This is a genomic window from Microbispora sp. CL1-1 (assembly GCF_012034195.1).
Lineage (GTDB): Bacteria > Actinomycetota > Actinomycetes > Streptosporangiales > Streptosporangiaceae > Microbispora.
Genome location: NZ_JAATEK010000037.1, coordinates 15,167 through 35,023, shown reverse-complemented (window position 1 = coordinate 35,023; position 19,857 = coordinate 15,167). Strand labels below are relative to the sequence as shown.

Sequence of the window (19,857 nt, the reverse complement as noted above, 5' to 3'; positions counted from 1 at the left end):
CAATGGCCCAGACCTCGCACATCGCACATTTAGGCGTGAAACGTTCATCTTTCGACGGTCGCCGAAAGATCACGGCCCTAGCCTGCCGGGGAGACGACGACCACCATCGGAAGGGGGGAGGGGGCGGCCTCCACGCGCCCCCGGCCACCGATGACAGCAGATCAGCCCGCCACACCGGAACGGCGGCTCACCCGGCACGCGGACGTGCGCGCCGTGCTCGCCGATCCCCGCTTCCTGGTCCCCGCCGCCCCCGCCGCGCAACCGGGATCGGGGATGGCGTGGCTGCGGGGAGCGGTCAGCAGATTCAGCAACGGAGCCGAGCACGCCCACCGCCGCGCGCGTGTCGCGGAGTTGATCGACGCCCTCGACCCCGTACGGCTGCGCCGCGAGGCCCGCGAGCGGGCCGTGGCCGAACTGGCGGGCGGCGCCCGGGTGGACGTGATGGCGAGGATCGCCCGCCGCGTCCCGGTCGGCGTCCTCGCCACCGCGCTCGGTGTACCGCAGGGCCGGCGGGAGGAGGTGGCCGAGGCGGTGACGGCCATGGCCGCCGCCTACCACCTCCCTCCCGCGCCCAGTACGACGACCGGCGCCGCGTCTCCTGAGGCTGCGTCTCCCGGGGCCGCGTCTCCCGGGGCTGTGTCTCCTGACAACGCGGCGGTGGCCGTGCTGGCCGGCGTGCTGGCCGGCGCGCTGGGCGACGGGCTGGGCGACGGGCGACAGCCGGACCCCGGCCTGCTGGCCGCGGTGGCGGCGGCGCTGATCCAGGCGTGCGACGCCACCGCCGGCCTGGTGGGCAACACCCTCGCCGTCGTGACCCGCCTGCCCGCCGACCTGTCCGTACGGTGGCCGGTCGAGGCGCTGCTCACCGAGACCCTCCGATGGGACCCGCCTGTACGGCTCACGCGCCGGGTGGCGGCCGAGGACGCCACGGCCGGAGGAGTCCTCGTGCCTGCGGGTGCCGTCGTCGTGCTGGACCTGGCGGCGGCCAACCGCGACCCCGAGGTCTTCCCCGACCCGCACCGTTTCGATCCCGCCCGTGTCGATCCCGCCCGTGTCGACTCGGATGGTCGGGGCGGCGGGCATCTGGGGTTCGGCAGCGGGATCCGGCCCTGCCCGGGGGAGGGGGCCGCGCTCGCCCTGGCGGCGGGCGTCGTGGAGGCCGCTCTCGCGCACCGCCTCGCCGACCCCGAGATCCCCTACGAGCCGTCGCCGAACCTGCGCGTCCCCGCCTGCCTCCACCTGGAGAGCGCCGCCACCGTGAAAGGACCCCGATGAGCACCCACGCCGAAACCTTCCGTGCCCTTCACCACGCGAACCAGCCGCTGGTGCTGCCCAACGCGTGGGATCACGCCTCGGCGGCGGTCATGGCCGCCGCCGGGTTCGCCGCGATCGGGACCACGAGCCTCGGTGTCGCCGCGGCCGCGGGCAAGCCCGACGCGACCGGCGCCACCGCGGCGGAGACGCTGGCGCTGGCCCGGCGGCTGGCCGGGCTGCCGTGCCCGGTGTCGGTGGACATCGAGGGCGGCTTCGCGGACACGCCGGAAGGGGTGGCCGAGATCACCGCCGAGCTGGCCGGGCTCGGCGTGGCCGGCGTCAACATCGAGGACGGCCGGCCGGACGGGACGCTGGCGGACCTCGGCGAGCGGTGCGAGACGATCGCGGCGGTCAAGACGAAGGCGCCGGGGCTGTTCGTCAACGCCCGCACCGACACCTACTGGCTGGGCGCCGGGGACCTGGCCGCGACCGTCGGACGGCTGCGGGCCTTCGCCGAGGCCGGGGCCGACGGGGTGTTCGTCCCCGGGGTCGCCGGCGGCGACGACATCCGGGCGCTGGTGGAGGCGGTCGACCTGCCGCTCAACGTGCTGTTCCTGCCCGGCCGTCACGCCGTCGCGGGTCTGGCCGCGCTCGGCGTGCGCCGGATCAGCACCGGATCGCTGTTGCTGCGGGCCGCACTGCACGCGGTGGCCGAGACCGCCCGGGCGGTCGCCACGGGTGAGCGGATCCCCACAGGCCTTCCCTCGTACGAGGACGTGCAGGTCCTCGCCACGACGGGCGCATGACCCGCCGCTTGATCAGACTTGACGCGCACCTTACCGTTTCTTGGGACGGGCACAGTGAACAGCGACCGAAATGTGACCTAAGCACCGGAGAAAATGCCAACATAGGAGGCAACCCCGAATAAGGTCTTATGGTGCCCTTCGCGCTCATGGGGGAGTAGTTGTGCTGAGCACTGGAAGTCGTTCGAGGTGGCCGATCGCCGGAGTCGCCGTGGTCTTGGCCGCATCTCTGTCGGCATGCTCCGGTGGATCCAGCACGCCGGACTCGACGGGCGGGAACTCCGGCGACGCCGCGCCCGCCATCCCGGCCCCGAAAATCACGATCAGCCCGGCGACGGGCAGCGCGAAGGTGCGCCCCGACAAGACCGTGGTCGTCACTGCCTCGGACGGCGAGCTGGAGGAGGTCACCGTCAGGGCGGGCGGCAAGACGCTCGACGGCGAGTTCGACTCCACGCACACCAAGTGGACCTCCAAGGAACCGCTGAAGCCCTCCGCCAAATACACGGTCTCGGCCAAGGCCACCGGCGAGGGCGGCCCGGCGACCGCGACCAGCCGCTTCACCACGCTCAAACCCAAGGTCGGGCTGGAGGTCGTGGACGTCACCCCCGGCATCAAGGGGGAGACCGTCGGCGTCGGCATGCCGATCATGGTCAGGTTCAACGCGCCGGTGCAGGACAAGGCCGCCGTGGAGCAGGCCCTGGAGGTGGACGCGGAGAAGCCGGTCAAGGGCGCCTGGCGGTGGATCGACGACAGGTACGTCATCTACCGCACCGCCAAATACTGGCCCGCGCACCAGAAGGTCAAGTTCACCGCGCACCTGACCGGTGTGAAGGCCGGGCCGGACACGTACGGCATGGAGGACCACAGCACCACCATCAAGATCGGCGCCGCCTGGATCAGCTCGGTCAGCACCAAGACCCACATGATGGTGGTCCGGCGCGACGGCAAGGTCGTGCAGACCATGAAGATCAGCGCCGGCATGGCGACCACCCGCGAGTACACAACCACCAGCGGCATCCACCTGACCATGGAACGCGGCAACCCGGTCACGATGATCTCCCCGGGCAAGAAGGAGGGCGACCCCGGCTACTACAAGGAGGTCGTCAACCACGCGGTGCGCATCTCCAACAGCGGCGAGTACGTGCACAGCGCGCCCTGGTCGGTGGGCTCGCAGGGCCGGGCCAACGTGAGCCACGGGTGCATCAACGCCAGCCCCTCCCAGGCCAAGTGGTTCTACGACAACTTCCACCGGGGCGACGTCGTCAAGATCGTCGGTACGAACCGGATCCTGGAGTGGAACAACGGCTGGGGCTTCTGGCAGATGCCGTTCAGCAAGTGGCAGCAGGGTAGCGCCCTCGAATCGTGATGCCCTCGCTTGCATCGAGGAATCCCGATACCTCGGTGGGTGGGCGGTAGCCTGGGTTCATGGCGGAGACCGTGGCATTGCCGGATCCCGGGCTGGTGGAGGCGTTGCGTGCGCTGTCGAACCCGATGCGGTTGCAGCTGCTGATGTGGCTGCGTGAGCCCGAGCGGCACTTCCCGCTGGAGGAGGCGATCGCCGACCCGGCCGAGGTCGGGGTGTGCGTGAGCCACATCCAGGCCAGGACGGGTCTCGCGCAGTCGACGGTGTCGGCCTACATGGCCGAGCTGCAGCGGGCGGGCCTGGTGAAGGCCACGCGGGTCGGCAAGTGGACCCACTACAAGCGCGACGAGCAGCGCATCGCCCGGCTCGTCGCCACGCTCGGAGAGACCCTCTAGAAACCGTGACGCCGGATGGCGTGGCCCTAGCGTGGACCTTCATATCGAAGATCTGCGATACTTCGATATGTTGATATGAGGCGAGCGTGAGGAGATCACCGATGGGCGACCTCGGCGGCCTGGACCTGGGCGGGTTCGGCATCTACACCTTCGACTTCGAGCATCAGCCCGCCGCGCTGATTCGCGAGTCGGTCCAGGAACTGGAGGATCGAGGATGGCCCGCGTTCTGGATCCCGGAGCTGGTGGGGCGTGAGGCGTTCACACACGCCGCTTATCTGCTGTCCTGCACCCGGCGGATCACCGTGATCAACGGCATCGCGCAGATCTGGTCGCGCGAGGCCCCGCGGGCGTACGGCGCCGCGCTGCTCCTGGCCGACGCCTACCCCGGACGGCACGTGCTCGGCCTGGGATTCGGCGGCGTGCCACGGCCGGGGACCACGCCGCTCGCGGCGATGGCCGGATATCTCGACGAGATGGACGCGCTGACGACGCCCAACCCGCTGCCGCGCACGCCGATGCGCCGCATCCTGGCGGCGTACGGGCCCAAGATGCTCGAGCTGGCCCGTGAGCGCTCCGCCGGCGCCCTCACCTACCACGTCACGGTGGCGCACACCGCCCGGGCACGGGAGATTCTCGGGCCGGACGCGTTCCTGGGCGTCGAGCACGCGGTGCTGTTCGAATCCGATCCCGCACGGGCCCGCGCGACCGCGCGCGAGCACCTCCACCGCTACCTGAACACGCCGTACAACATCGCCAAATTCCGGCGGCTGGGCTACACGGACGAGGACTTCACCGGCGGCGGCAGCGACCGCCTCGTGGACGACCTGGTGTTCTGGGGGGACCTCGACACGATCGTGACCAAGCTCGGCGCCCACCGCGACGCCGGAGCCGACCACGTCGCGATCCAGGTCATCGGCGTCGAGCCGGGGAAATCCGCGATGCCGCACTGGCGGATGCTCGGCGACGCGCTGCTGCCCCAGCAGGCCGGCGTACGGCGCACGGCCTGAGGGGCGGCCGGGGTCCTACTGCACGCCCCACTTCATGAGGGCGAAGGCGCCCACGATCTTCAGCGCGACGAGCGCGATGACCACGCAGAACACGATCAGCGCGGGGCGGTGCTCGAAGTGCTTGCCCTCCTTCAACGGAGGCCGCTTCGCCACGCGCTCGGCGATGCGCTCTTCGATGGGTTTGCGGTGGAACATGAAGGCAGATTACTACCCGTGCCGCCCGGCCCATCTCCGATCACCGGGAGCGGCGGGCCGCCGCGGCCGGGTCGTGATCAGAGGGCGGGGAAAAGGATTGGACGAGATCGTGATCGGGCTTGTAGCGTGCCGTCGACCGTGACACCGCCCGAGGAGGTGAGACCCATGAACGCTGTATCGATGTGGGTGCTCCCCCTTCCCGTCACGGCCGGGCGATCGACGTAGGTGTCGCCGGGAGCGTCGAGGCACTCCCGAAAGGCACCACCTATGCGTACTTCATTCACCGGCGACCCGTCTCCCGCCTCCGATGCCGATCACGCGCCCGCGTACGACGTGGTCATCGCCGGGTGCGGGCCGACCGGCGCGATGCTGGCCGCCGAGCTGCGGCTCCACGACGTGCGGGTGCTCGTCGTGGACAAGGAGACAGAGCCCAAGTCGTTCGTCCGCATCGTCGGCCTGCACATCCGCAGCATCGAGCTGATGGCCATGCGCGGACTGCTGGAGCGGATCCTCCCGCACGGGCGACGGCGCCCGGCAGGCGGCTTCTTCGCCGCCATCGACAAACCCGCGCCCACGGGCCTGGACTCCGCGCACGCCTATCTGCTGGGCATCCCGCAGCCGGTCATCGAGCGCCTGCTCGAAGAACACGCGACCGAACTGGGCGCGCAGGTCCGGCGCGGCTGTGCGGTGGCCGGTTTCGAGCAGGACGACGAGGGCGTGACCGTCGAGCTGTCCGACGGGCTACGGCTGCGCTCGCGCTATCTCGTCGGCTGTGACGGCGCGCGCAGCACGGTGCGCAAACTGCTCGGCGTCGGCTTCCCCGGCGAACCCTCGCGGAACGAGACGCTGATGGGCGAGATGCACGTGGGGGTGCCGCAGGAGGAGATCACCGCCACGATGGCCGGCATCCGCGAGACCCCGAGGTCGTTCTGGCTCAGGCCGTTCGGCGGTGGTGTCTACAGCGTCCTCGTCCCCGCCCTGGGAACCGGTGACCGGGCGGAACCGCCCACCCTCGAGGATTTCCGGCAGGCGCTGCGCGCCATCGCCGGAACCGACTTCGGCGTGCACTCCCCGCGCTGGCTGTCCCGCTTCGGCGACGCCACCCGGCTGGCCGAGCGTTATCGGGCCGGGCGGGTGCTGCTGGCCGGCGACGCGGCGCACATCCATCCGCCCATCGGCGGGCAGGGCCTCAACCTCGGCGTCCAGGACGCGGTGAACCTCGGCTGGAAACTGGCCGCGCAGGTCCGCGGCTGGGCGCCGGACACCCTGCTCGACACCTACCAGGCCGAACGCCGCCCGGTCGCCGCGGACGTGCTGGACAACACCCGCGCCCAGCGGGAACTGATGTCCCCCGAGCCGGGCGCGCAGGCCGTACGCAGGCTGCTCACCGAGCTGATGGACTTCGAGGAGGTGAACCGATATCTCATCGAGAAGATCACCGCGATCGGCGTCCGCTACGACTTCGGCGAGGGCCCCGGCCTGCTCGGCCGCCGTCTGCCCGACATCGAGGTGAAACAGGGCCGCTTCTACGACCTGCTGCGTCGCGGGCGCGGCCTGCTGCTGGACCGCACCGGACGCCTGACCGCCGGCGGCTGGCCGGACCGGGTCGACCACCTCGCCGATCCTGCGGCGGCGCTGGACGTTCCGGGTGTCCTGCTCCGGCCCGACGGCCACGTCGCCTGGATCGGCGACGACCAGCGGGACCTGGACGTCCACCTCCGCCGCTGGTTCGGCGAGCCCGCCGGCTCACGTGGGGACCGGTCATGACGGCCCGCCGGCCGGATTGACGGCGAGCACACACGCGGCGGGCGGGTCGAGGTCGAGGGTCTCGACCCGCGGACGGGTGAACCCGGCCCGGGTGAGCAGGCCCCCCAGCTCCTGCGCGGCCCGGGCCGTGGTGTCCCGGGTGGCGCCGGGACAGCGGGGCTGGCTGACGAGCGCGATGCGCCCTCCGGGGCGGAGCAGGCGGCGCAGCTCGCCGAGCCGCTCCACCGGCTCGGGCCAGAACCCCACCGAGTTGACCGCGAGGATCGCGTCCAGCGGGTCGCCGAAGCTCGGCAACTCCGCCACGGATGCCTGCGTGAGGTGCACGCGGCCGGCGCGGATGGCGGCGGCGTTGCGGCGGGCCGCCTGCCGCACCATGGCCTGCGAGTGGTCCACGCCGAAGACCTGGCCCCGCACGGCGCGGGCGGCGAACGCGGCGATGGCGATGCCGGGGCCGAAGCCGATCTCCAGCACCCGGTCGGTGGGCCGCACGTCCAGCAACGCCACCGCCCAGACGTTGCGCTTGCGGTTGGAGGGGCGAAGGGCGAACAGCCACCCGTTCGCCCACCCGACGACGCCCCTCGGGCGATGCGCCTGGCCCACCAGATATCCGATCACGCGTTGCTTGAAAGATGTCCCTGTTGTCCGCATGCCCGCCAGTCAACGGCTTCAAGTACGCTTGAAGTCAATGGACGAGCAGTTGACGATCGGCGAGCTGGCGCGCCGCACGGGCGTCGCCACCTCCGCGCTGCGCTACTGGGAGGAGCTCGGCCTGCTGCCGCCGCCCGCCCGGGTCTCGGGGCAGCGGCGCTACCCGCCCTCGGCGGTCGGGCTGGTCGGCCTCATCCTGATGCTGCAGGACGTCGGGTTCACCCTGCGGGAGGCCAAGGCGTTCGTCGACTCCCGTTCCCTGGACGACGACGGCTGGCGGGAACTGTACGAACGCAAGCTCGCCGAGCTGGACCAGCGGATCGCCCGGGCGCAGGTGGCACGCACCGCCATCGCCCACGGCCTGGCCTGCCCGCACGAGAAGATCTTCGAGTGCCCCAACTTCGCCAAGGGGATCGAGGCGATCCTCGCGGGAGGCACTCTCAAAGAGGTCCACGAACAGATCCACTCGGACTGACTCCCGCCGCTCACGATGGCCCGCTCGACGACCTCCGGGATCATCTCACCGCAGGAACTGGTGCGGGGTCGGCCCCCCCACCTGCCCGGTCAGGCTCGGGCCGCCGAGTCCGGCGAGCAGCTCGCGCAGCAGATCGGAAAGCTGCTCGCGGCGTTCGCGTGACCTGGCGAGGCGAGCCAGTGCACGGTCTCGGCGATGTCCTGCGGCGACCCCGCCCGGCCGGTGTGGGTCTGCCCGGCCGGCATCGCATCGGCGGGCCGGGCCGTCGCGGCCGGTCAGCCGCCGAGGCCGAGCCGTACGGCCCGGGCGAGAGGGGTGGCGTCGCCGGCGGTCAGCGGCTCGGCCAGGAAGAACGGCATCTGGGACATGAAGCGCGGCCGGGTGCCGTGATGAGGCTGAGCGGCGTGGACGAGGTGCGGATGGCACAGGTAGACATCGCCGGGCAGTCCCGTGGCGAGTGCCTCGGGGCGGTGCGCGCTCGCCTCGTCCAGCACCGGGCCGGAGGCGAAGAACTCCAGCCCCTGCTCGCCGTACGGTTCCAGGACGCGGACCGTGTCGAGATGGGAGCCGACCCTGATGCGGGTGGGCGCGTCGCCGGGACCGACCTCCGACAGCAGCGCCAGCACGAGCATCGTGCGGGACGCGAGAACGACCTTCCCCCAGGCGCCGTCCGGTCCGGGGTCGTTCTGGTCGATGTGCCAGCCGGTGTCCCCGGCGTCGTCGGGGTGGGGGAAGCGCACCGGCGTGTTGCCGATGGTGCCGCGCGGCGCCCATCCGTCCTTGCCCGCCACGAGGTCCAGCGCCTCGGCGAGTGCCGGGGCGCGCATCGCCTCTCCGAACGGGCCCCGCCCCGCGGGGTCGGGGGCGGCCCACACCACCGGCTTCGTCCAGTCTTCCGGCCGGTCGGGGGACAGCCCGATCTGCCGCCACAGCAGGTCTCTGATCCGGTCGCCGGTCTCGCGCGGGAACGCCTGCTCGATCTTGAGGAAGCCCTCGGTGACGAAACGGTCGAGGTCGGCGTCGGTGAAAGCAACCATGGCGGGACGCTAGCGAGGCCCGGCGACCGATGTCGACCGATTAAACCCCCCGGCGTGAGCCCATCGGCGGAACCCCTCGGCGTGAGCCCATCGGCGGAACCCCTCGGCGTGAGCCCATCGGCGGAACCCCTCGGCTTGAACCGCTCGGCGTGAGCCCATCGGCGGAACCCCTCGGCTTGAACCGCTCGGCGCCTCATCCGCCGAGCTCGGACAGGCGGCGCAGGGCCGCCTCCAGCTCGCCGGTGAGGCGCGCGACCTCCCGCTCCAGTTCGAGGATGCGGCGGATGGACGCGAGGGTCATGCCCTCGGTGACGAGGCCCACCACGTAGCGCACCTGTCCGATGTCGTGGCGGGAGTAGCGCCGCTGCCCGCCGGCCGACCGGCGGGGCCGGACCACCGCGAACTCGTCCAGCCGGCGCAGGAACGCCTGCTGGACGTCGAGCATCTCGGCGACCTGGCCGACCGAATACAGAGGCGCGTGCTCGTCGTCGATGGGCAGGCGGGGCATCATCACCTCCGGGTACGGCGGCGGGCCGGCGTACCAAGGACGCCGGCCCGCGGGTGGTCGGGTGCTCAGGCCTTGATGGCCCTGCGCTCCCCGCTCCTGATCTCGATCTTGCGCGGCTTGGCCTGCTCCAGGACCGGGATCCGCAGCGTCAGGACTCCGTTGTGGTAGCCGGCCTCGATCCGCTCGCTGTCCAGGTGCTCCGGCAGGTAGACGCGGCGGGTGAACTGCCCCATCGTGCGCTCCCTGACGAACACCCGGTCGTCGTCGCCGAGCTCCTCCTCGCGGCGGGCGCTGACGGTCAGCACGCCGCGGTCGACGGTGACGTCGATGCTGTCGGGATCGACGCCCGGAAGGTCGAACCGGAGCACGACGTCATCCTTGCGGCGGACGCCGTCCAGGGGCATCACACCCCCGCCGCCGTCGGTCGCACCGAACGCGGAGCGGGCGATGCGGTCGAACTGCCGCTCGAACTCCTGGACGAAGGGGTCGATCGACGTGAGCAGCATCGCAACCTCCTTCTTGTTACTCCCATAGGAGGAAACCTTCTACTTCATTTATAAGTTACTTGCGCGCAGGATGCAAGCTGTCCGGACGGCGGCGCCGCGACCTCGGGTTCGCGCCGCAGCGGCGTCTCCGCCCGGCGTCACCAGGCCTTGCCGGCCGGCTCCCGGACCGTACGGTTGATCCGGTTGAAGAAGTTGGTGAGCGCGATGTTCAAGATGATCGCCGACAGCTCACTCTCGTCGAAGTGGGCGGTAGCGTCGTCCCAGATCTCGTCGGTCACGCCCGGCGCGCCGTCCTGGATCCGGGTGGCGGCCTCGGTCAGCGCGAGCGCCGCCCGCTCGGCCTCGGTGAAGAACGGCGCCTCGCGCCAGGCGACCACGTTGTGCAGCCGCTCGTCGGTCTCCCCGTGCTTCTTGGCCGACGCGACCCCGGCGAACACGCAGGCGCTGCAGCCGTTGATCTGGCCGGCCCGCAGGTGAACCAGTTCGAGGACGCGCGGGTCCACGCCGCTGGAGTGGACGGCCTTGAACAGGTGCTGGATCGCGGTGGTCACGTCGGGGTTCGCCGGGCTCTTCATGCGTGCTTCCATCGGTGGTGCTCCTTCGTCGGTTACCTCGGCCCGTCCGGGCCCGTCATCCCCATGACGGAGCAGATCCGAGGGAGGTAACAACATGTCCGACACCAGCCCCGCGGACCCGGTGACCGAGGCGTTCGAAGCCCAGCGCGACCGGCTGCGCGCGGTCGCCTATCGCATGCTCGGGTCGCACGCCGACGCCGAAGACGTGGTCCAGGAGGCCTGGCTGCGGTTGTCCCGCCAGGACACGGCGACCATCCACAACGTCGCCGGCTGGCTGACCACCGTGGTCGGCCGGATCAGCCTCGACGTCCTGCGGTCGCGTCAGGCCCGGCCCGAGGCGTCCTACGACGACCGGCTGCCCGCGCTCGTCGTGACGGTCGACGCCGGCCCGGCGCCCGACGACGACGTGGCGCTCGCCGACTCGGTCGGGCTGGCGCTCCTCGTCGTCCTGGAGTCGCTCGGGCCGAGCGAGCGGCTGGCGTTCGTGCTGCACGACCTGTTCGCGGTCTCGTTCGACGAGATCGGCAAGATCCTCGGCAGGTCCACCGCCGCCGCCAAGATGCTCGCCAGCCGCGCCCGCAGGAAGGTGCAGACGGCCGAGCATCCGGCTGCCGGCGGACGAGAGCAGCGCGAGGTGGTCCAGGCGTTCCTCGCGGCGGCGCGCGACGGCGACTTCGAGGGGTTGCTGCGGGTGCTCGACCCCGAGGTGAAGCTGACCGCCGATCTCTCTCACGGTGTGGTCGTCGTCCTCGGCGCCACCGAGGTCGCCGCCGGCGCGCAGAGCCGCATGGCCGCAGGCCTGGCCGTGCGAGGCCGGGCGGTGCTCGTCAACGGCCTCCCCGGGTACGTGGCATGGCGCGAGGACGGCGCCCCGCTGTCGGTCATGGCGTTCACCATCACCGGCGGCCGGATCACCGACATCGCGATCGTGGCCGACCCGGCCAAGCTCGCGGCCATCGACCTGCCGCAGCCGGAGTGAGCCCCCACCGGAGATCGGCTCCACGTGCGCTGTGTCTTCCGGCTGCGCTGTGTCTTCGCTGCGCTGTGTGTCTTCGCTGCGCTGTGTGTCTTCGGGCCGCAAGGTGTCCGCGGCGCGCGCGGCCGTACCCGCCTGCCGCCTACCGGGCCTTGAGTTTCCGGAAGAAGTCCCGGATGTCGGCGACCAGGAGGTCCGGTGCCTGCAGTGAGGCGAAGTGCCCGCCGCGGGGGAACCGCGACCAGTGGACGACGGTGTTGGACAGCTCGGCCAGCCCGCGGATCGCCCGGTCGCCGAGGAAGTTCGCCACTCCCGTCGGCACCGGCGGGGGCGCGGGCCGCCGGCCCCACGCCTCCGACGCGGTCTCCAGGTACATCCGCGCGGCCGACCCCGCCGTGGCGGTCAGCCAGAAGATCGTGACGTTGGTCAGGATGGTGTCGCGGTCGACGGGGGTTCGCTCGGTGCGGGTGGGATCCCAGTCGACGAACCACTCCAGGTTCCAGGCGAGCTGGCCGGCCGGGGAGTCGTTGAGCGCGTACGCCAGGGTCTGCGGCCGGGTGGACATCTGGGTGGCGTAGCCGGAGCGGCCGTACCACCACGCCTGGTTCGACCTGGCCTGCTCGCGCTCGTCATCGGTGAGCCTGTCCAGCTCGCCGGGGCCGATCGGTGTCGAGGCGGTGGCCAGCGCGTTGACGTGCACGCCGATCACGCGCTCCGGCGCGATCCGGCCGAGCTCGGGGGAGACGATGCTGCCGAAGTCGCCCCCTTGAGCGCCGTACCGCTCGTATCCCAGGCGCCGCATGAGCTCGGCCCAGGCCCGGGCGACGCGGGCGGCCCCCCAGCCGGTCTCACGGGTCGGCCCGGAGAACGCGAAACCCGGCACCGAGGGCGCGACGACGTGGAAGGCGTCCGCCGGATCCCCGCCGTACGCCCGGGGGTCGGTCAGCGGCCCGAGGATGTCCAGGAAGTCGTACACCGTGCTCGGCCAGCCGTGCGTGACGATCAGCGGGGTGGCGCCGGGCTCGGGGGAGCGTACGTGCAGGAAGTGGACGTTCTGGCCGTCGATCTCGGTGGTGAACTGCGGCACCTCGTTGAGGCGGGCCTCGTGCTCGCGCCAGTCATAACCGGTGCGCCAGTGGTCGACCAGCCCCATGAGGTAGTCCTTGTTCACCCCGTAGGACCAGCCGACGCCGGGAAGCTCGTCGGGCCAGCGAGTGCGGGCCAGACGACCGGCCAGGTCGTCGAGATCGGCCTGCGGGATGTCGATGCGAAACGGTCGTGGTGTGCTCACGGCGTCAGCCTGCCCCGCGTGGAGGACAGCCACCGTCCTCTACGTCCGGCACGAAGCGGATGAAAAACGCCACGGCCGGGACGCTCTGACCGCGGGCCGGGGCGATGCGGGCAAGCGTGCCGATTTCCGACGCCGTCCACAACGGGTCGTCCACAACGCGTCGTCCGTCCCGTCGCTTGAACGGCCCGGTCCTGCCACGGCCTGGTGCTGCCACGGCCTGGTGCTGCCACGGCCCCGGGCGGTACGGGACCGGTGGCCCGGGCCGCCTGGGGAGTCAGACGAGGGCGAGCTGGCGGGCGGGGGACCGGCGCCGCCGCCACCGCCGGGCGTCCCTGCCGATGCCGTAGGTCTCGGCGAGGACGCGCACCTGCTCGGCGATCCGCCGCCGGTAGCCGTCCTCGGCGACCTGGCCCTTGCCGTACAGCGCCTGGTAACGCGGCACGAGACCGGGGTGCTCACGCTCCAGCCACCCCATGTACCACTCCCGCGCGCCCGCGGGCAGGCGCAGCACGACGGGCGTCACGCTGACCGCGCCCGCCTCGGCCGCCCGCCGTACGGTCGCCCTGAGGTGATCGGTGGAGTCGGTGATGAGCGGCAGGATCGGCGCCATCAGCACACCGCAGGGGATGCCTGCGTCGTTCAGCGTCGCGCAGATCTCCAGGCGCCGCTGCGGTGTCGCGGCCCCCGGCTCGACGGCGCGCCGCAGGCGGTCGTCGACGAAGCCGACCGACACCAGGGCGCCGACCTGGGTCACCTTCGCGGCGTCGCGTAACAGGTCGAGATCACGCAGGACGAGGGGGCTCTTGGTGAGCACGGTGAACGGGTTGGCCGCGTCGGCGAGGGCCCGGATGACGCCGGGCATCAGGTGGTAGATCTCCTCGGCCGGCTGGTAGCAGTCGCCGGTGAGACCCAGCGCGACCGGCTCGCCGCTCCAGCGCGGGCAGCCCAGCTCGCGCCGCAACCGCCGGGCCAGGTCGGTCTTGACGACGATCTTCGTGGAGAAGTCGCGGCCCGGATCCAGCCCCAGGTAGCGGTGGCCGCGCCGGGCGGTGCAGTAGCCGCAGCCCGACTCGCAGCCGCGATAGGGGCTCGCGCCGTACATGAAGGGCAGCTCGGCCGCCTCGGGGACCCGCTCGATCGCCACGCGTGCCGGCACCTCATAGCAGGTGATGCCGTCGAAGACGCGGGTGACGGCCTGCCGCTCGATGCGCGGGCGTGCGGGCCCCTCGACGACGAGCGACTGCTGCTCAGGCTGCCCGGCCTGCGCGGACCGTCTCGACTGTCCAGGCCGGGGACTGGGCTGCGCAGGGTGCCGGGTCTGGTGCTGTTCGGACGGTGCGGGTTGTCGCATGGGCTGCCCGGGTTCCTGCACCGTCTGCTGCTGCCCGCGTGGCCGCGCAGCGGGCTGGTCCTCCGCACGGGAAGTGGCGTCGCGACGCATGAGGTTCAGTAGAACACGCATTCGACGCTCACGCCAAGTGTCCACGCCCGCACGCGCCCCGCCCGTGCAGGCCCCGCGACGGCCGGGGCCGGCGGGGGTGGTCGAAGCTCGGCGCTTGGAGCACGGCGGCCTGGCGAGGCGGTCGGGCGTGGCGGTCGGCGCGGCGCGGCGCCCGGGGCCGCGGAGGGGTCAGCCTTCGAGGAGTGTGGCGATGGCTTCGGCGCCGCCTTGGTCCAGCCGGCTTGGGAAGCCCAGCAGATCCGGGTGGCGGTGGCGTAGGGCGGCAATCAGGCACAGTGACGTGAGCTACAGCGGGAGCGTGGCCCTGACCTGCCAGCCGTACGGCGTGGGCCCCGCGCTGGCCCGGCCGCCTACCTCCTCGGCCCGTTCGACGAGCGAGCGCAGGCCGACGCCGGGCTGCCACGACGACGCCGGGGTGCCGTCGTCGCGCACGGTGATGGTCAGGTCGGGCCCCAGGCCGTCATGCAGCTCGCGCTGGAGCCGGACTCGTTCGGCCGCTGTCGCCTCCACCACGGCGGTTCGGGCTTGCGAGACCTGCCGGCTGAGCATGGTGGCGTGCAGGGCGACCGCCAGTGGGGTCGCGACCAGGTCGAGAGCACGGCGGTCGGCGGCGTGCAGGGCGTGCTCGCCCGCGCGTAACCCGACCACCAGGGTGCCGACGGTCTGGCCGCCGTACAGCAGGGGCAGCTCGGCGTGCTCGGCGGCGGGTGTTCCCGAGGGGACCGGCTCGGGCAGCCCGTGCAGGGCCAGCCAGGGCAGCCGCGGCGCGGTACGGGTTCTGTCGAGCGCTGCGGCGAGGTCGTCGTCGTGCTGCAGCCGCTCGCCGATGCTGGCCGCGGCCGTCCACGGTTCGGAACGCAGCCCGTACAGGGCCCGGTCGATCAGGCGCTGGAAGGCCGGCCGTACCGGTGTGGATCCGATCGCCACCACGATCGCCACCACGATGGCCGCCGCGATCGACACGCCGCGATCGGCGTTGGCGGGCACCAGCAGCGACAGTCCGGTGACGATCCCGGCATAGGCGGCGATCACGGCCGACACCGCCAGGCCGTACAGCAGGGCGCGTGAGAGCACGAGCCGGATGTCGAGCAGCCCGTGCCGCACGATCGCGATCCCGACAGCGGCGGGGAACAGCACGAACGACAGCAGCAGCGGGATCGGGCCGACAAGCCTGGAGCCCCTGGTCGGCCCGCCCATGGCTTTGCCGCGCCATGGAGCGTAAAATTGGGACAAGCGTACCGTTTTTATCAATGGGGTTCCCATGGCCTGGCTCCTGCTCGTCGGCGCGATCGCCTCGGAGGTCCTGGCCACCTCCGCGCTCAAACTCAGCGACGGCCTGACCCGCTGGGGCTGGACCATCGTGGTCGCCGTCGGCTACATCGCCTCGTTCCTGCTGCTGGCCTGGGCGCTCAAGCTCCGCATGCCCGTCGGCATCGCGTACGCGGTGTGGGCGGGCACCGGGACCGCGGCGATCGCGCTGATCGGCGCGTTGTTCCTCGGCGAGAACATGAACCTCGTGAAGGCGGCCGGCATCGCCCTGATCATCGCCGGGGTTGCCGTCCTCAACCTCGCCGGCGCCCACTGATCGATCGGCGCCGGTCGTTTGACCCGGCGGCGCGTGCCCGCTAAGCGTGATCCCTACGGATCCCCGGCCCGCGGGGAGCCCCGACGATCCAGGGGAGGAACACGGCGTGCCCGATCAGGACCGGCCCGCACCCGTCCCGGCGGCGGCCCGCTCACGCGGCGTCGCCGCGCGGGCCGTCGCGCCCGTCTCGTCCCAGCCGCGGCGCCCGCAGGAGCGTGCCGTACGCCGCAGGGAGGCGCTGCTGGACGCCGCCGTCGACCTGCTCGGCGACGGCGGGTTCGCCGCCGTGACGCACCGGGCCGTCGCCCGCCGGGCCGGGCTGCCCCTCGCCGCCACCTCCTACTACTTCACCAGCCGCGACCAGTTGCTGGCCGAGGCGTTCGCCCTGCTGGTCGAGCGCGAACTGGCCCGCATGCGGGCGGCGGTGGACCACCTCGCCGGCCGTACGCCGCTCGCGGTCGCCGAGACGCTCACCGGCGTGTACGCCTCCGACCGGCTGCGCCAGCTCGGCCTGTGGGAGCTGTACCTGCAGGCGGGCCGCGACCCGGCGCTGCAGGCCATCGCCCGCGCCTGGACCGACGGCTGCGACGACATCGTCGCCGCGGTGCTGGGCGGCGCCGGCTACCCCTGCGGGCCCGGGGAGGTGCGTTTCGTCGCCGGGCTGCTGTCGGGACTGTGGGTGGAGGAGGTCGTCGAGGCCCGCCCCGACGGCAGGCAGCGGGCACGGGAGGCGGTGGCCCGGGCGCTGGCCGCGCTGGCCCCGCCCGCTAGGGTCGGCTCATGATCTTCCATCTCGCGCTGGCCGCCGACTGGGACGCGGCCGTCCCGGCGGGCGAATACCGCGTCTCCACCCTCGGCCGGACCCTGGAGGAGGAGGGCTTCATCCACGCTTCGGCCGACCTCGGCCAGGCGCGCGGTGTGGCGGGCCGCTACTACGGGCACGTCACCGAGCCCCTGGTGCTGCTGGAGATCGACGAGGACCGGCTCGGCTGCCCGGTCAGGCTGGAGGTGCCCGAGGGGGCCGACGAGGCGTTCCCCCACATCTACGGGCCGATCCCGGTGGCCGCCGTCACGGCCGTCACGCCCTTCTCCCACTGACCCGCCGGCGTCCCGACACGTCCGGCCACCGCCCGCCGTGGTCCTCGGTCGTGACCGGCACGGCCGCCTGCCCCGCCTTCGCCGAGCCCCACGTCACCGGCGTGGTCGCACGAGATCGTCAGGCGGGGCAGGCGAGTGCGGCGGGGACCTTGGCGAAGGTCTCCTCCACTAGGTTCAGCAACGCGTCGCGGCCGCCGTGGCCGCCCTGCACCGTCCACCGCAGGGAAGCCGTGCGCCAGGCGGCCACGAAGATCTCTACGGCCAGCCGGACGCGCACCTCGTCGACATCGGCGCGGCCGCTCACCACATTGACCAGGGCCAGGGTGGTGTCGTGGCAGTAGCCCAGGCTGTGCGCCTGCAGCGCGGGGACGGCTTCCGACAGCTCGCGGGCGGCCAGGAAGCGGCGATCCCAGTCGGGGTCCATGGCGCTCAAGGTGGTGTTCAACGCCACGCGGAGTGCCTCGATGAGCGGGCCGTCGATCACGCTGGCGGTGGTGCTGCTCGCCTTCATCAACGTGCCGATGTCCATCTCCGGTGCAGCCGTGGCGCCGCCCGGCATCGGCGCGGACCTGCATACCGCGGGCGCGCCGCTGCAATGGGTCATGAACGCCTACAACCTGACGTTCGCCTCGTTCATGCTGGTGACCGGGTCAGCGGCCGACCTGGTGGGACGCCGCCGCATCTTCCTGGCCGACGCGGGGCTGTTCGCCGCCGGTTCGCTGGCCTCGGCGGCCGCCCCCGGCATCGTCCTGCTGGACCCGGCCCGCGCCCTGTCGGGCATCGGTGCGGCCGGGGTGTTCGCCAGCGGCGGTGCGATCTTGGCCACTACCTTCGACGGCGCGGGCGCACCCGCGCGTTCGCGGCGCTCGGCAGCGCCGCCGGGCTCGGAGTGGCGGTCGGGCCGGCCCTGTCGGGCAGGCTGGTCGGCGCGCTGGGCTGGCGCGCCACCTTCGGGCTGTACGCCGCTTTGGCGGTTGTGGCGCTGGCCGGCGTCGGTTACGTCGCCGAATCGCGTGCCGAGCAGCGTCCCCGCCTGAACGTGACCGGCGCGGTGGTGTTCGTCGCCGGCCTGGGCGCGTTGGTTCTGGGCGTGGTCCAGGGCCCGGAATGGGGCTGGGCCAGCGCCGGTACGCTCTCGCCGCTGGTCGCCGGCGTGGGCCTGCTGGTGGTCTTCGTCGTCCTTCAGGCGCGTGCCTCCGCCCCGCTGCTCGACCTGTCGCTGGTGAAGAACCGCCGATTCCTGGCGTTGTGCATGGTGCCCGTGGTCGCGGCGTTCGGCTTCGTGACGCTGCTGACCTACCTGCCCACGTACCTGGTGGGTGCGAGCGGCTTCTCCCCGCAGCGCGCCGGAACGATGCTGCTGTTGATGACCGCACCAGTGCTCCTGGCTCCGCCCCTGGCCGGTGGGCTGGTGAACCGGGGCATGCCGACCCGCGTGCTGATCACGATCTCCTTGGCGTTGCTCGCCGGCGGAAACGCCTGGCTCACCGTGATCGGCCCGGACACCTCCGCCGCCGTCATCGCCGGGCCGCGCTGCACGGAGCGGCCGCCGTGTGCGCCGCAGGCACGGTGGCCATCGCCGCGGCACTGGCCCGGCCACACCACGACGTCGCCGCAACCCCCGACCCCGGCGCCGTCCCCCTGCCTGCCGAGGTCACCTCTGACCAAGCATCGTGACACCGCGCCACATCGACGCGCGTGCGCCACCCCGGCGCGTGTCCGATACGTTCAAGACGGCCGGCCCGCCCGTCTCCTAGCGTGGGCGTCATGGCACCGACGTTCGATCTCATCGGCCTGGTCGTGACCGACATGGCCGCCTCCCTGTCCTTCTACCGCCGGCTTGGGCTGGACATCCCGCCCTCCGCCGACACCGAGCCTCACGTCGAGGTGACCCTTCCCGGCGGGCTGCGTCTCGCGTGGGACACCACGGAGACCGTCCGGTCCTTCGACTCCTCCTGGTCGCCCGCGAGCGGCGGGCCCCGCGTCAGCCTCGCCTTCCGCTGCGACACCCCCGCGGAGGTCGACCGCCTGTACGAGGACCTCGTCGCGGCCGGCTACGAAGGACACCTCAAACCGTGGGACGCGTTCTGGGGGCAGCGCTACGCCGTCGTGCACGACCCGGACGGCAACGGCGTGGACCTGTTCGCCGCCCTGCCCACCACCTGACGGGCTCCACCGGGCCGGAGGGCCCGGTGGTCAGCGGATCAGCGCGCCGAGGGTCACGCCGGTCAGCGACCTCACCTCACGAGACAGGTGGGCCTGGTCGGCGTACCCGGTCACGGCGGCCACCACGGCCGGCGGCGTGCCCCCGCGGGCCAGGTCCACCGCACGGTTCATCCGCAGGATGCGGCCGAGCGTGCGCGGCCCGTACCCGAACGCGTCCAGGCACCTGCGGTGCAACCGCCGTTCGCCGACACCCGCGTCCGCGGCGATCCGCGCGACCGGCAGGCCCGCGCGCACGCCCTCGACGACCGCTCCGACGAGAGCGGCGTCGACGCGGCGGGGCGCCGTGCCCAGGCGGCGCGCCGCCTCCTCCTCCAGCACCGCGCCCAGACGTGCGAGAACGTCGGCGGCCTCCCCGGCCCGCTCCGCCAGCCGCCGCGCCTCGGCGCCCGGCCACAGGTCGGCCAGCGGCACCCGCTGGTCGCGCAGCTCGTGCGCCGGGACCCCGAAGACCATCGGGCCGGTGCCCGGGCCGAAACGCAGCCCCACATAGCGGGCGCCGGGCCGGTCGGTCACCACGTGCGCGGCGGTGTCCGGCCCCGCCACCAGCAGCGCGCCGTCCGCCCAGATCACGTCCATGCACCCGTCCGGCAGCACCCGCCGCTCACCGGCCGCCGAGCCGGGGGAGGTGCTCCACCACAGCACCGCGTCCGGCACCCGCGAGGCCCTCTCCCGGTACATGCCTGGCA

General features: G+C 72.5%; 24 protein-coding genes and 2 pseudogenes. 15 read left to right on the top strand and 11 right to left on the bottom strand.

All coding sequences use genetic code 11. The features are described 5' to 3' along the window. Positions 1-150 precede the first annotated feature (150 nt). The 5 genes from HCK04_RS31480 to HCK04_RS31460 all read left to right on the top strand — a co-directional run bounded on the left by HCK04_RS31480 (position 151) and on the right by HCK04_RS31460 (position 4,822). Positions 151-1,275 carry a cytochrome P450 gene (locus HCK04_RS31480; RefSeq protein WP_142651010.1) on the top strand — a complete coding sequence of 375 codons (1,125 nt, stop codon included), beginning with the start codon at positions 151-153 and terminating at the stop codon, positions 1,273-1,275. Further along, positions 1,272-2,060: an isocitrate lyase/phosphoenolpyruvate mutase family protein gene (locus tag HCK04_RS31475; RefSeq protein WP_142651009.1), complete on the top strand. Its 789-nt coding sequence runs from the start codon at positions 1,272-1,274 to the stop codon at positions 2,058-2,060. The genes HCK04_RS31480 and HCK04_RS31475 overlap by 4 nt, the downstream gene beginning before the upstream one ends. Before the next feature lie 208 nt (positions 2,061-2,268). Beyond that, positions 2,269-3,423 carry an Ig-like domain-containing protein gene (locus tag HCK04_RS31470; protein WP_260617479.1) on the top strand — a complete coding sequence of 385 codons (1,155 nt, stop codon included), beginning with the start codon at positions 2,269-2,271 and terminating at the stop codon, positions 3,421-3,423. Between the two features lie 59 nt (positions 3,424-3,482). Continuing rightward, positions 3,483-3,815, top strand: a complete 333-nt coding sequence (locus HCK04_RS31465) for a metalloregulator ArsR/SmtB family transcription factor (RefSeq protein WP_142651008.1) — start codon at positions 3,483-3,485, stop codon at positions 3,813-3,815. A gap of 101 nt (positions 3,816-3,916) precedes the next feature. Further along, entirely contained in the window at positions 3,917-4,822 is a 906-nt protein-coding gene (locus tag HCK04_RS31460; RefSeq protein WP_142651007.1) for a TIGR03620 family F420-dependent LLM class oxidoreductase, read from the top strand. Between the two features lie 15 nt (positions 4,823-4,837). Here the strand turns inward: HCK04_RS31460 and HCK04_RS31455 are convergent, their stop codons facing one another. Then, positions 4,838-5,017: a hypothetical protein gene (locus tag HCK04_RS31455; protein WP_142623945.1), complete on the bottom strand. Its 180-nt coding sequence runs from the start codon at positions 5,015-5,017 to the stop codon at positions 4,838-4,840. A gap of 267 nt (positions 5,018-5,284) precedes the next feature. On the opposite strand from HCK04_RS31455, the gene rox reads away from it, so the two are divergent. After that, a complete protein-coding gene (gene rox, locus HCK04_RS31450) occupies positions 5,285-6,784 on the top strand; it encodes a rifampin monooxygenase (RefSeq protein ID WP_142651005.1) in 1,500 nt (499 codons plus the stop codon). On the opposite strand, the gene HCK04_RS31445 is transcribed toward rox, so the two are convergent. Beyond that, the gene (locus HCK04_RS31445; protein WP_221890001.1) at positions 6,779-7,399 is read right to left on the bottom strand and encodes a methyltransferase domain-containing protein; all 621 of its coding nucleotides are present in this window, start codon (positions 7,397-7,399) and stop codon (positions 6,779-6,781) included. The two genes, rox and HCK04_RS31445, sit on opposite strands and share 6 nt — an antisense overlap. Before the next feature lie 70 nt (positions 7,400-7,469). On the opposite strand from HCK04_RS31445, the gene HCK04_RS31440 reads away from it, so the two are divergent. Then, the gene (locus HCK04_RS31440; protein WP_142651003.1) at positions 7,470-7,907 is read left to right on the top strand and encodes a MerR family transcriptional regulator; all 438 of its coding nucleotides are present in this window, start codon (positions 7,470-7,472) and stop codon (positions 7,905-7,907) included. A gap of 15 nt (positions 7,908-7,922) precedes the next feature. After that, a complete protein-coding gene (locus HCK04_RS31435; RefSeq protein WP_168066422.1) occupies positions 7,923-8,069 on the top strand; it encodes a hypothetical protein in 147 nt (48 codons plus the stop codon). 113 nt (positions 8,070-8,182) lie between these two features. Here the strand turns inward: HCK04_RS31435 and HCK04_RS31430 are convergent, their stop codons facing one another. The 4 genes from HCK04_RS31430 to HCK04_RS31415 form a co-directional block, all read right to left on the bottom strand. Then, positions 8,183-8,944: a mitomycin antibiotics/polyketide fumonisin biosynthesis protein gene (locus tag HCK04_RS31430; RefSeq protein WP_142651002.1), complete on the bottom strand. Its 762-nt coding sequence runs from the start codon at positions 8,942-8,944 to the stop codon at positions 8,183-8,185. A gap of 193 nt (positions 8,945-9,137) precedes the next feature. Then, the gene (locus HCK04_RS31425) at positions 9,138-9,455 is read right to left on the bottom strand and encodes a MerR family transcriptional regulator (RefSeq protein WP_142651001.1); all 318 of its coding nucleotides are present in this window, start codon (positions 9,453-9,455) and stop codon (positions 9,138-9,140) included. Between the two features lie 62 nt (positions 9,456-9,517). After that, complete coding sequence (locus HCK04_RS31420) at positions 9,518-9,958, bottom strand: Hsp20/alpha crystallin family protein (protein WP_142651000.1); 441 nt, start codon at positions 9,956-9,958, stop codon at positions 9,518-9,520. A gap of 137 nt (positions 9,959-10,095) precedes the next feature. Continuing rightward, a complete protein-coding gene (locus tag HCK04_RS31415; protein ID WP_142650999.1) occupies positions 10,096-10,545 on the bottom strand; it encodes a carboxymuconolactone decarboxylase family protein in 450 nt (149 codons plus the stop codon). A gap of 82 nt (positions 10,546-10,627) precedes the next feature. Here HCK04_RS31415 and HCK04_RS31410 point away from each other — a divergent pair, with 82 nt between their 5' ends. Then, on the top strand, positions 10,628-11,512 hold the full coding sequence (locus HCK04_RS31410; RefSeq protein WP_142650998.1) for a sigma-70 family RNA polymerase sigma factor: 885 nt from the start codon (positions 10,628-10,630) through the stop codon (positions 11,510-11,512). A 139-nt stretch (positions 11,513-11,651) separates the two neighbouring features. On the opposite strand, the gene HCK04_RS31405 is transcribed toward HCK04_RS31410, so the two are convergent. The 3 genes from HCK04_RS31405 to HCK04_RS31395 all read right to left on the bottom strand — a co-directional run bounded on the left by HCK04_RS31405 (position 11,652) and on the right by HCK04_RS31395 (position 15,459). Further along, positions 11,652-12,800 carry an epoxide hydrolase family protein gene (locus tag HCK04_RS31405; RefSeq protein WP_142650997.1) on the bottom strand — a complete coding sequence of 383 codons (1,149 nt, stop codon included), beginning with the start codon at positions 12,798-12,800 and terminating at the stop codon, positions 11,652-11,654. A gap of 274 nt (positions 12,801-13,074) precedes the next feature. Further along, positions 13,075-14,151 carry a radical SAM protein gene (locus HCK04_RS31400; RefSeq protein WP_142650996.1) on the bottom strand — a complete coding sequence of 359 codons (1,077 nt, stop codon included), beginning with the start codon at positions 14,149-14,151 and terminating at the stop codon, positions 13,075-13,077. Between the two features lie 396 nt (positions 14,152-14,547). Further along, positions 14,548-15,459, bottom strand: coding sequence for a hypothetical protein (locus HCK04_RS31395; RefSeq protein WP_142650995.1), 912 nt, complete (start codon positions 15,457-15,459; stop codon positions 14,548-14,550). Between the two features lie 64 nt (positions 15,460-15,523). Here HCK04_RS31395 and HCK04_RS31390 point away from each other — a divergent pair, with 64 nt between their 5' ends. The 3 genes from HCK04_RS31390 (at position 15,524) to HCK04_RS31380 (ending at position 16,945) form a co-directional block, all read left to right on the top strand. Beyond that, the gene (locus tag HCK04_RS31390; RefSeq protein WP_142650994.1) at positions 15,524-15,847 is read left to right on the top strand and encodes a multidrug efflux SMR transporter; all 324 of its coding nucleotides are present in this window, start codon (positions 15,524-15,526) and stop codon (positions 15,845-15,847) included. Positions 15,848-15,953: 106 nt separating this feature from the next. Further along, a complete protein-coding gene (locus HCK04_RS31385; protein WP_168066420.1) occupies positions 15,954-16,631 on the top strand; it encodes a TetR family transcriptional regulator in 678 nt (225 codons plus the stop codon). Next, the gene (locus tag HCK04_RS31380; protein WP_142650993.1) at positions 16,628-16,945 is read left to right on the top strand and encodes a DUF952 domain-containing protein; all 318 of its coding nucleotides are present in this window, start codon (positions 16,628-16,630) and stop codon (positions 16,943-16,945) included. Before HCK04_RS31385 ends, HCK04_RS31380 begins: the two co-directional genes overlap by 4 nt. Positions 16,946-17,063: 118 nt before the next feature. Here the strand turns inward: HCK04_RS31380 and HCK04_RS42895 are convergent, their stop codons facing one another. Next, on the bottom strand, positions 17,064-17,369 hold the full coding sequence (locus tag HCK04_RS42895; RefSeq protein ID WP_240971988.1) for a hypothetical protein: 306 nt from the start codon (positions 17,367-17,369) through the stop codon (positions 17,064-17,066). Here HCK04_RS42895 and HCK04_RS42890 point away from each other — a divergent pair. The 3 genes and pseudogenes from HCK04_RS42890 to HCK04_RS31365 all read left to right on the top strand — a co-directional run. Further along, positions 17,368-17,769, top strand: a pseudogene (locus HCK04_RS42890) (MFS transporter); the annotation flags it as partial. The gene HCK04_RS42895 and the pseudogene HCK04_RS42890 overlap by 2 nt on opposite strands. Before the next feature lie 59 nt (positions 17,770-17,828). Beyond that, positions 17,829-18,749 (top strand): annotated as a pseudogene (locus HCK04_RS31370) (MFS transporter); the annotation flags it as partial. Beyond that, a complete protein-coding gene (locus tag HCK04_RS31365) occupies positions 18,713-19,111 on the top strand; it encodes a VOC family protein (protein ID WP_142650991.1) in 399 nt (132 codons plus the stop codon). The pseudogene HCK04_RS31370 and the gene HCK04_RS31365, both read left to right, overlap by 37 nt. Positions 19,112-19,141: 30 nt before the next feature. On the opposite strand, the gene HCK04_RS31360 is transcribed toward HCK04_RS31365, so the two are convergent. Further along, on the bottom strand, positions 19,142-19,849 hold the full coding sequence (locus tag HCK04_RS31360) for a helix-turn-helix domain-containing protein (protein WP_185949074.1): 708 nt from the start codon (positions 19,847-19,849) through the stop codon (positions 19,142-19,144). Between the last annotated feature and the right edge of the window lie 8 nt (positions 19,850-19,857).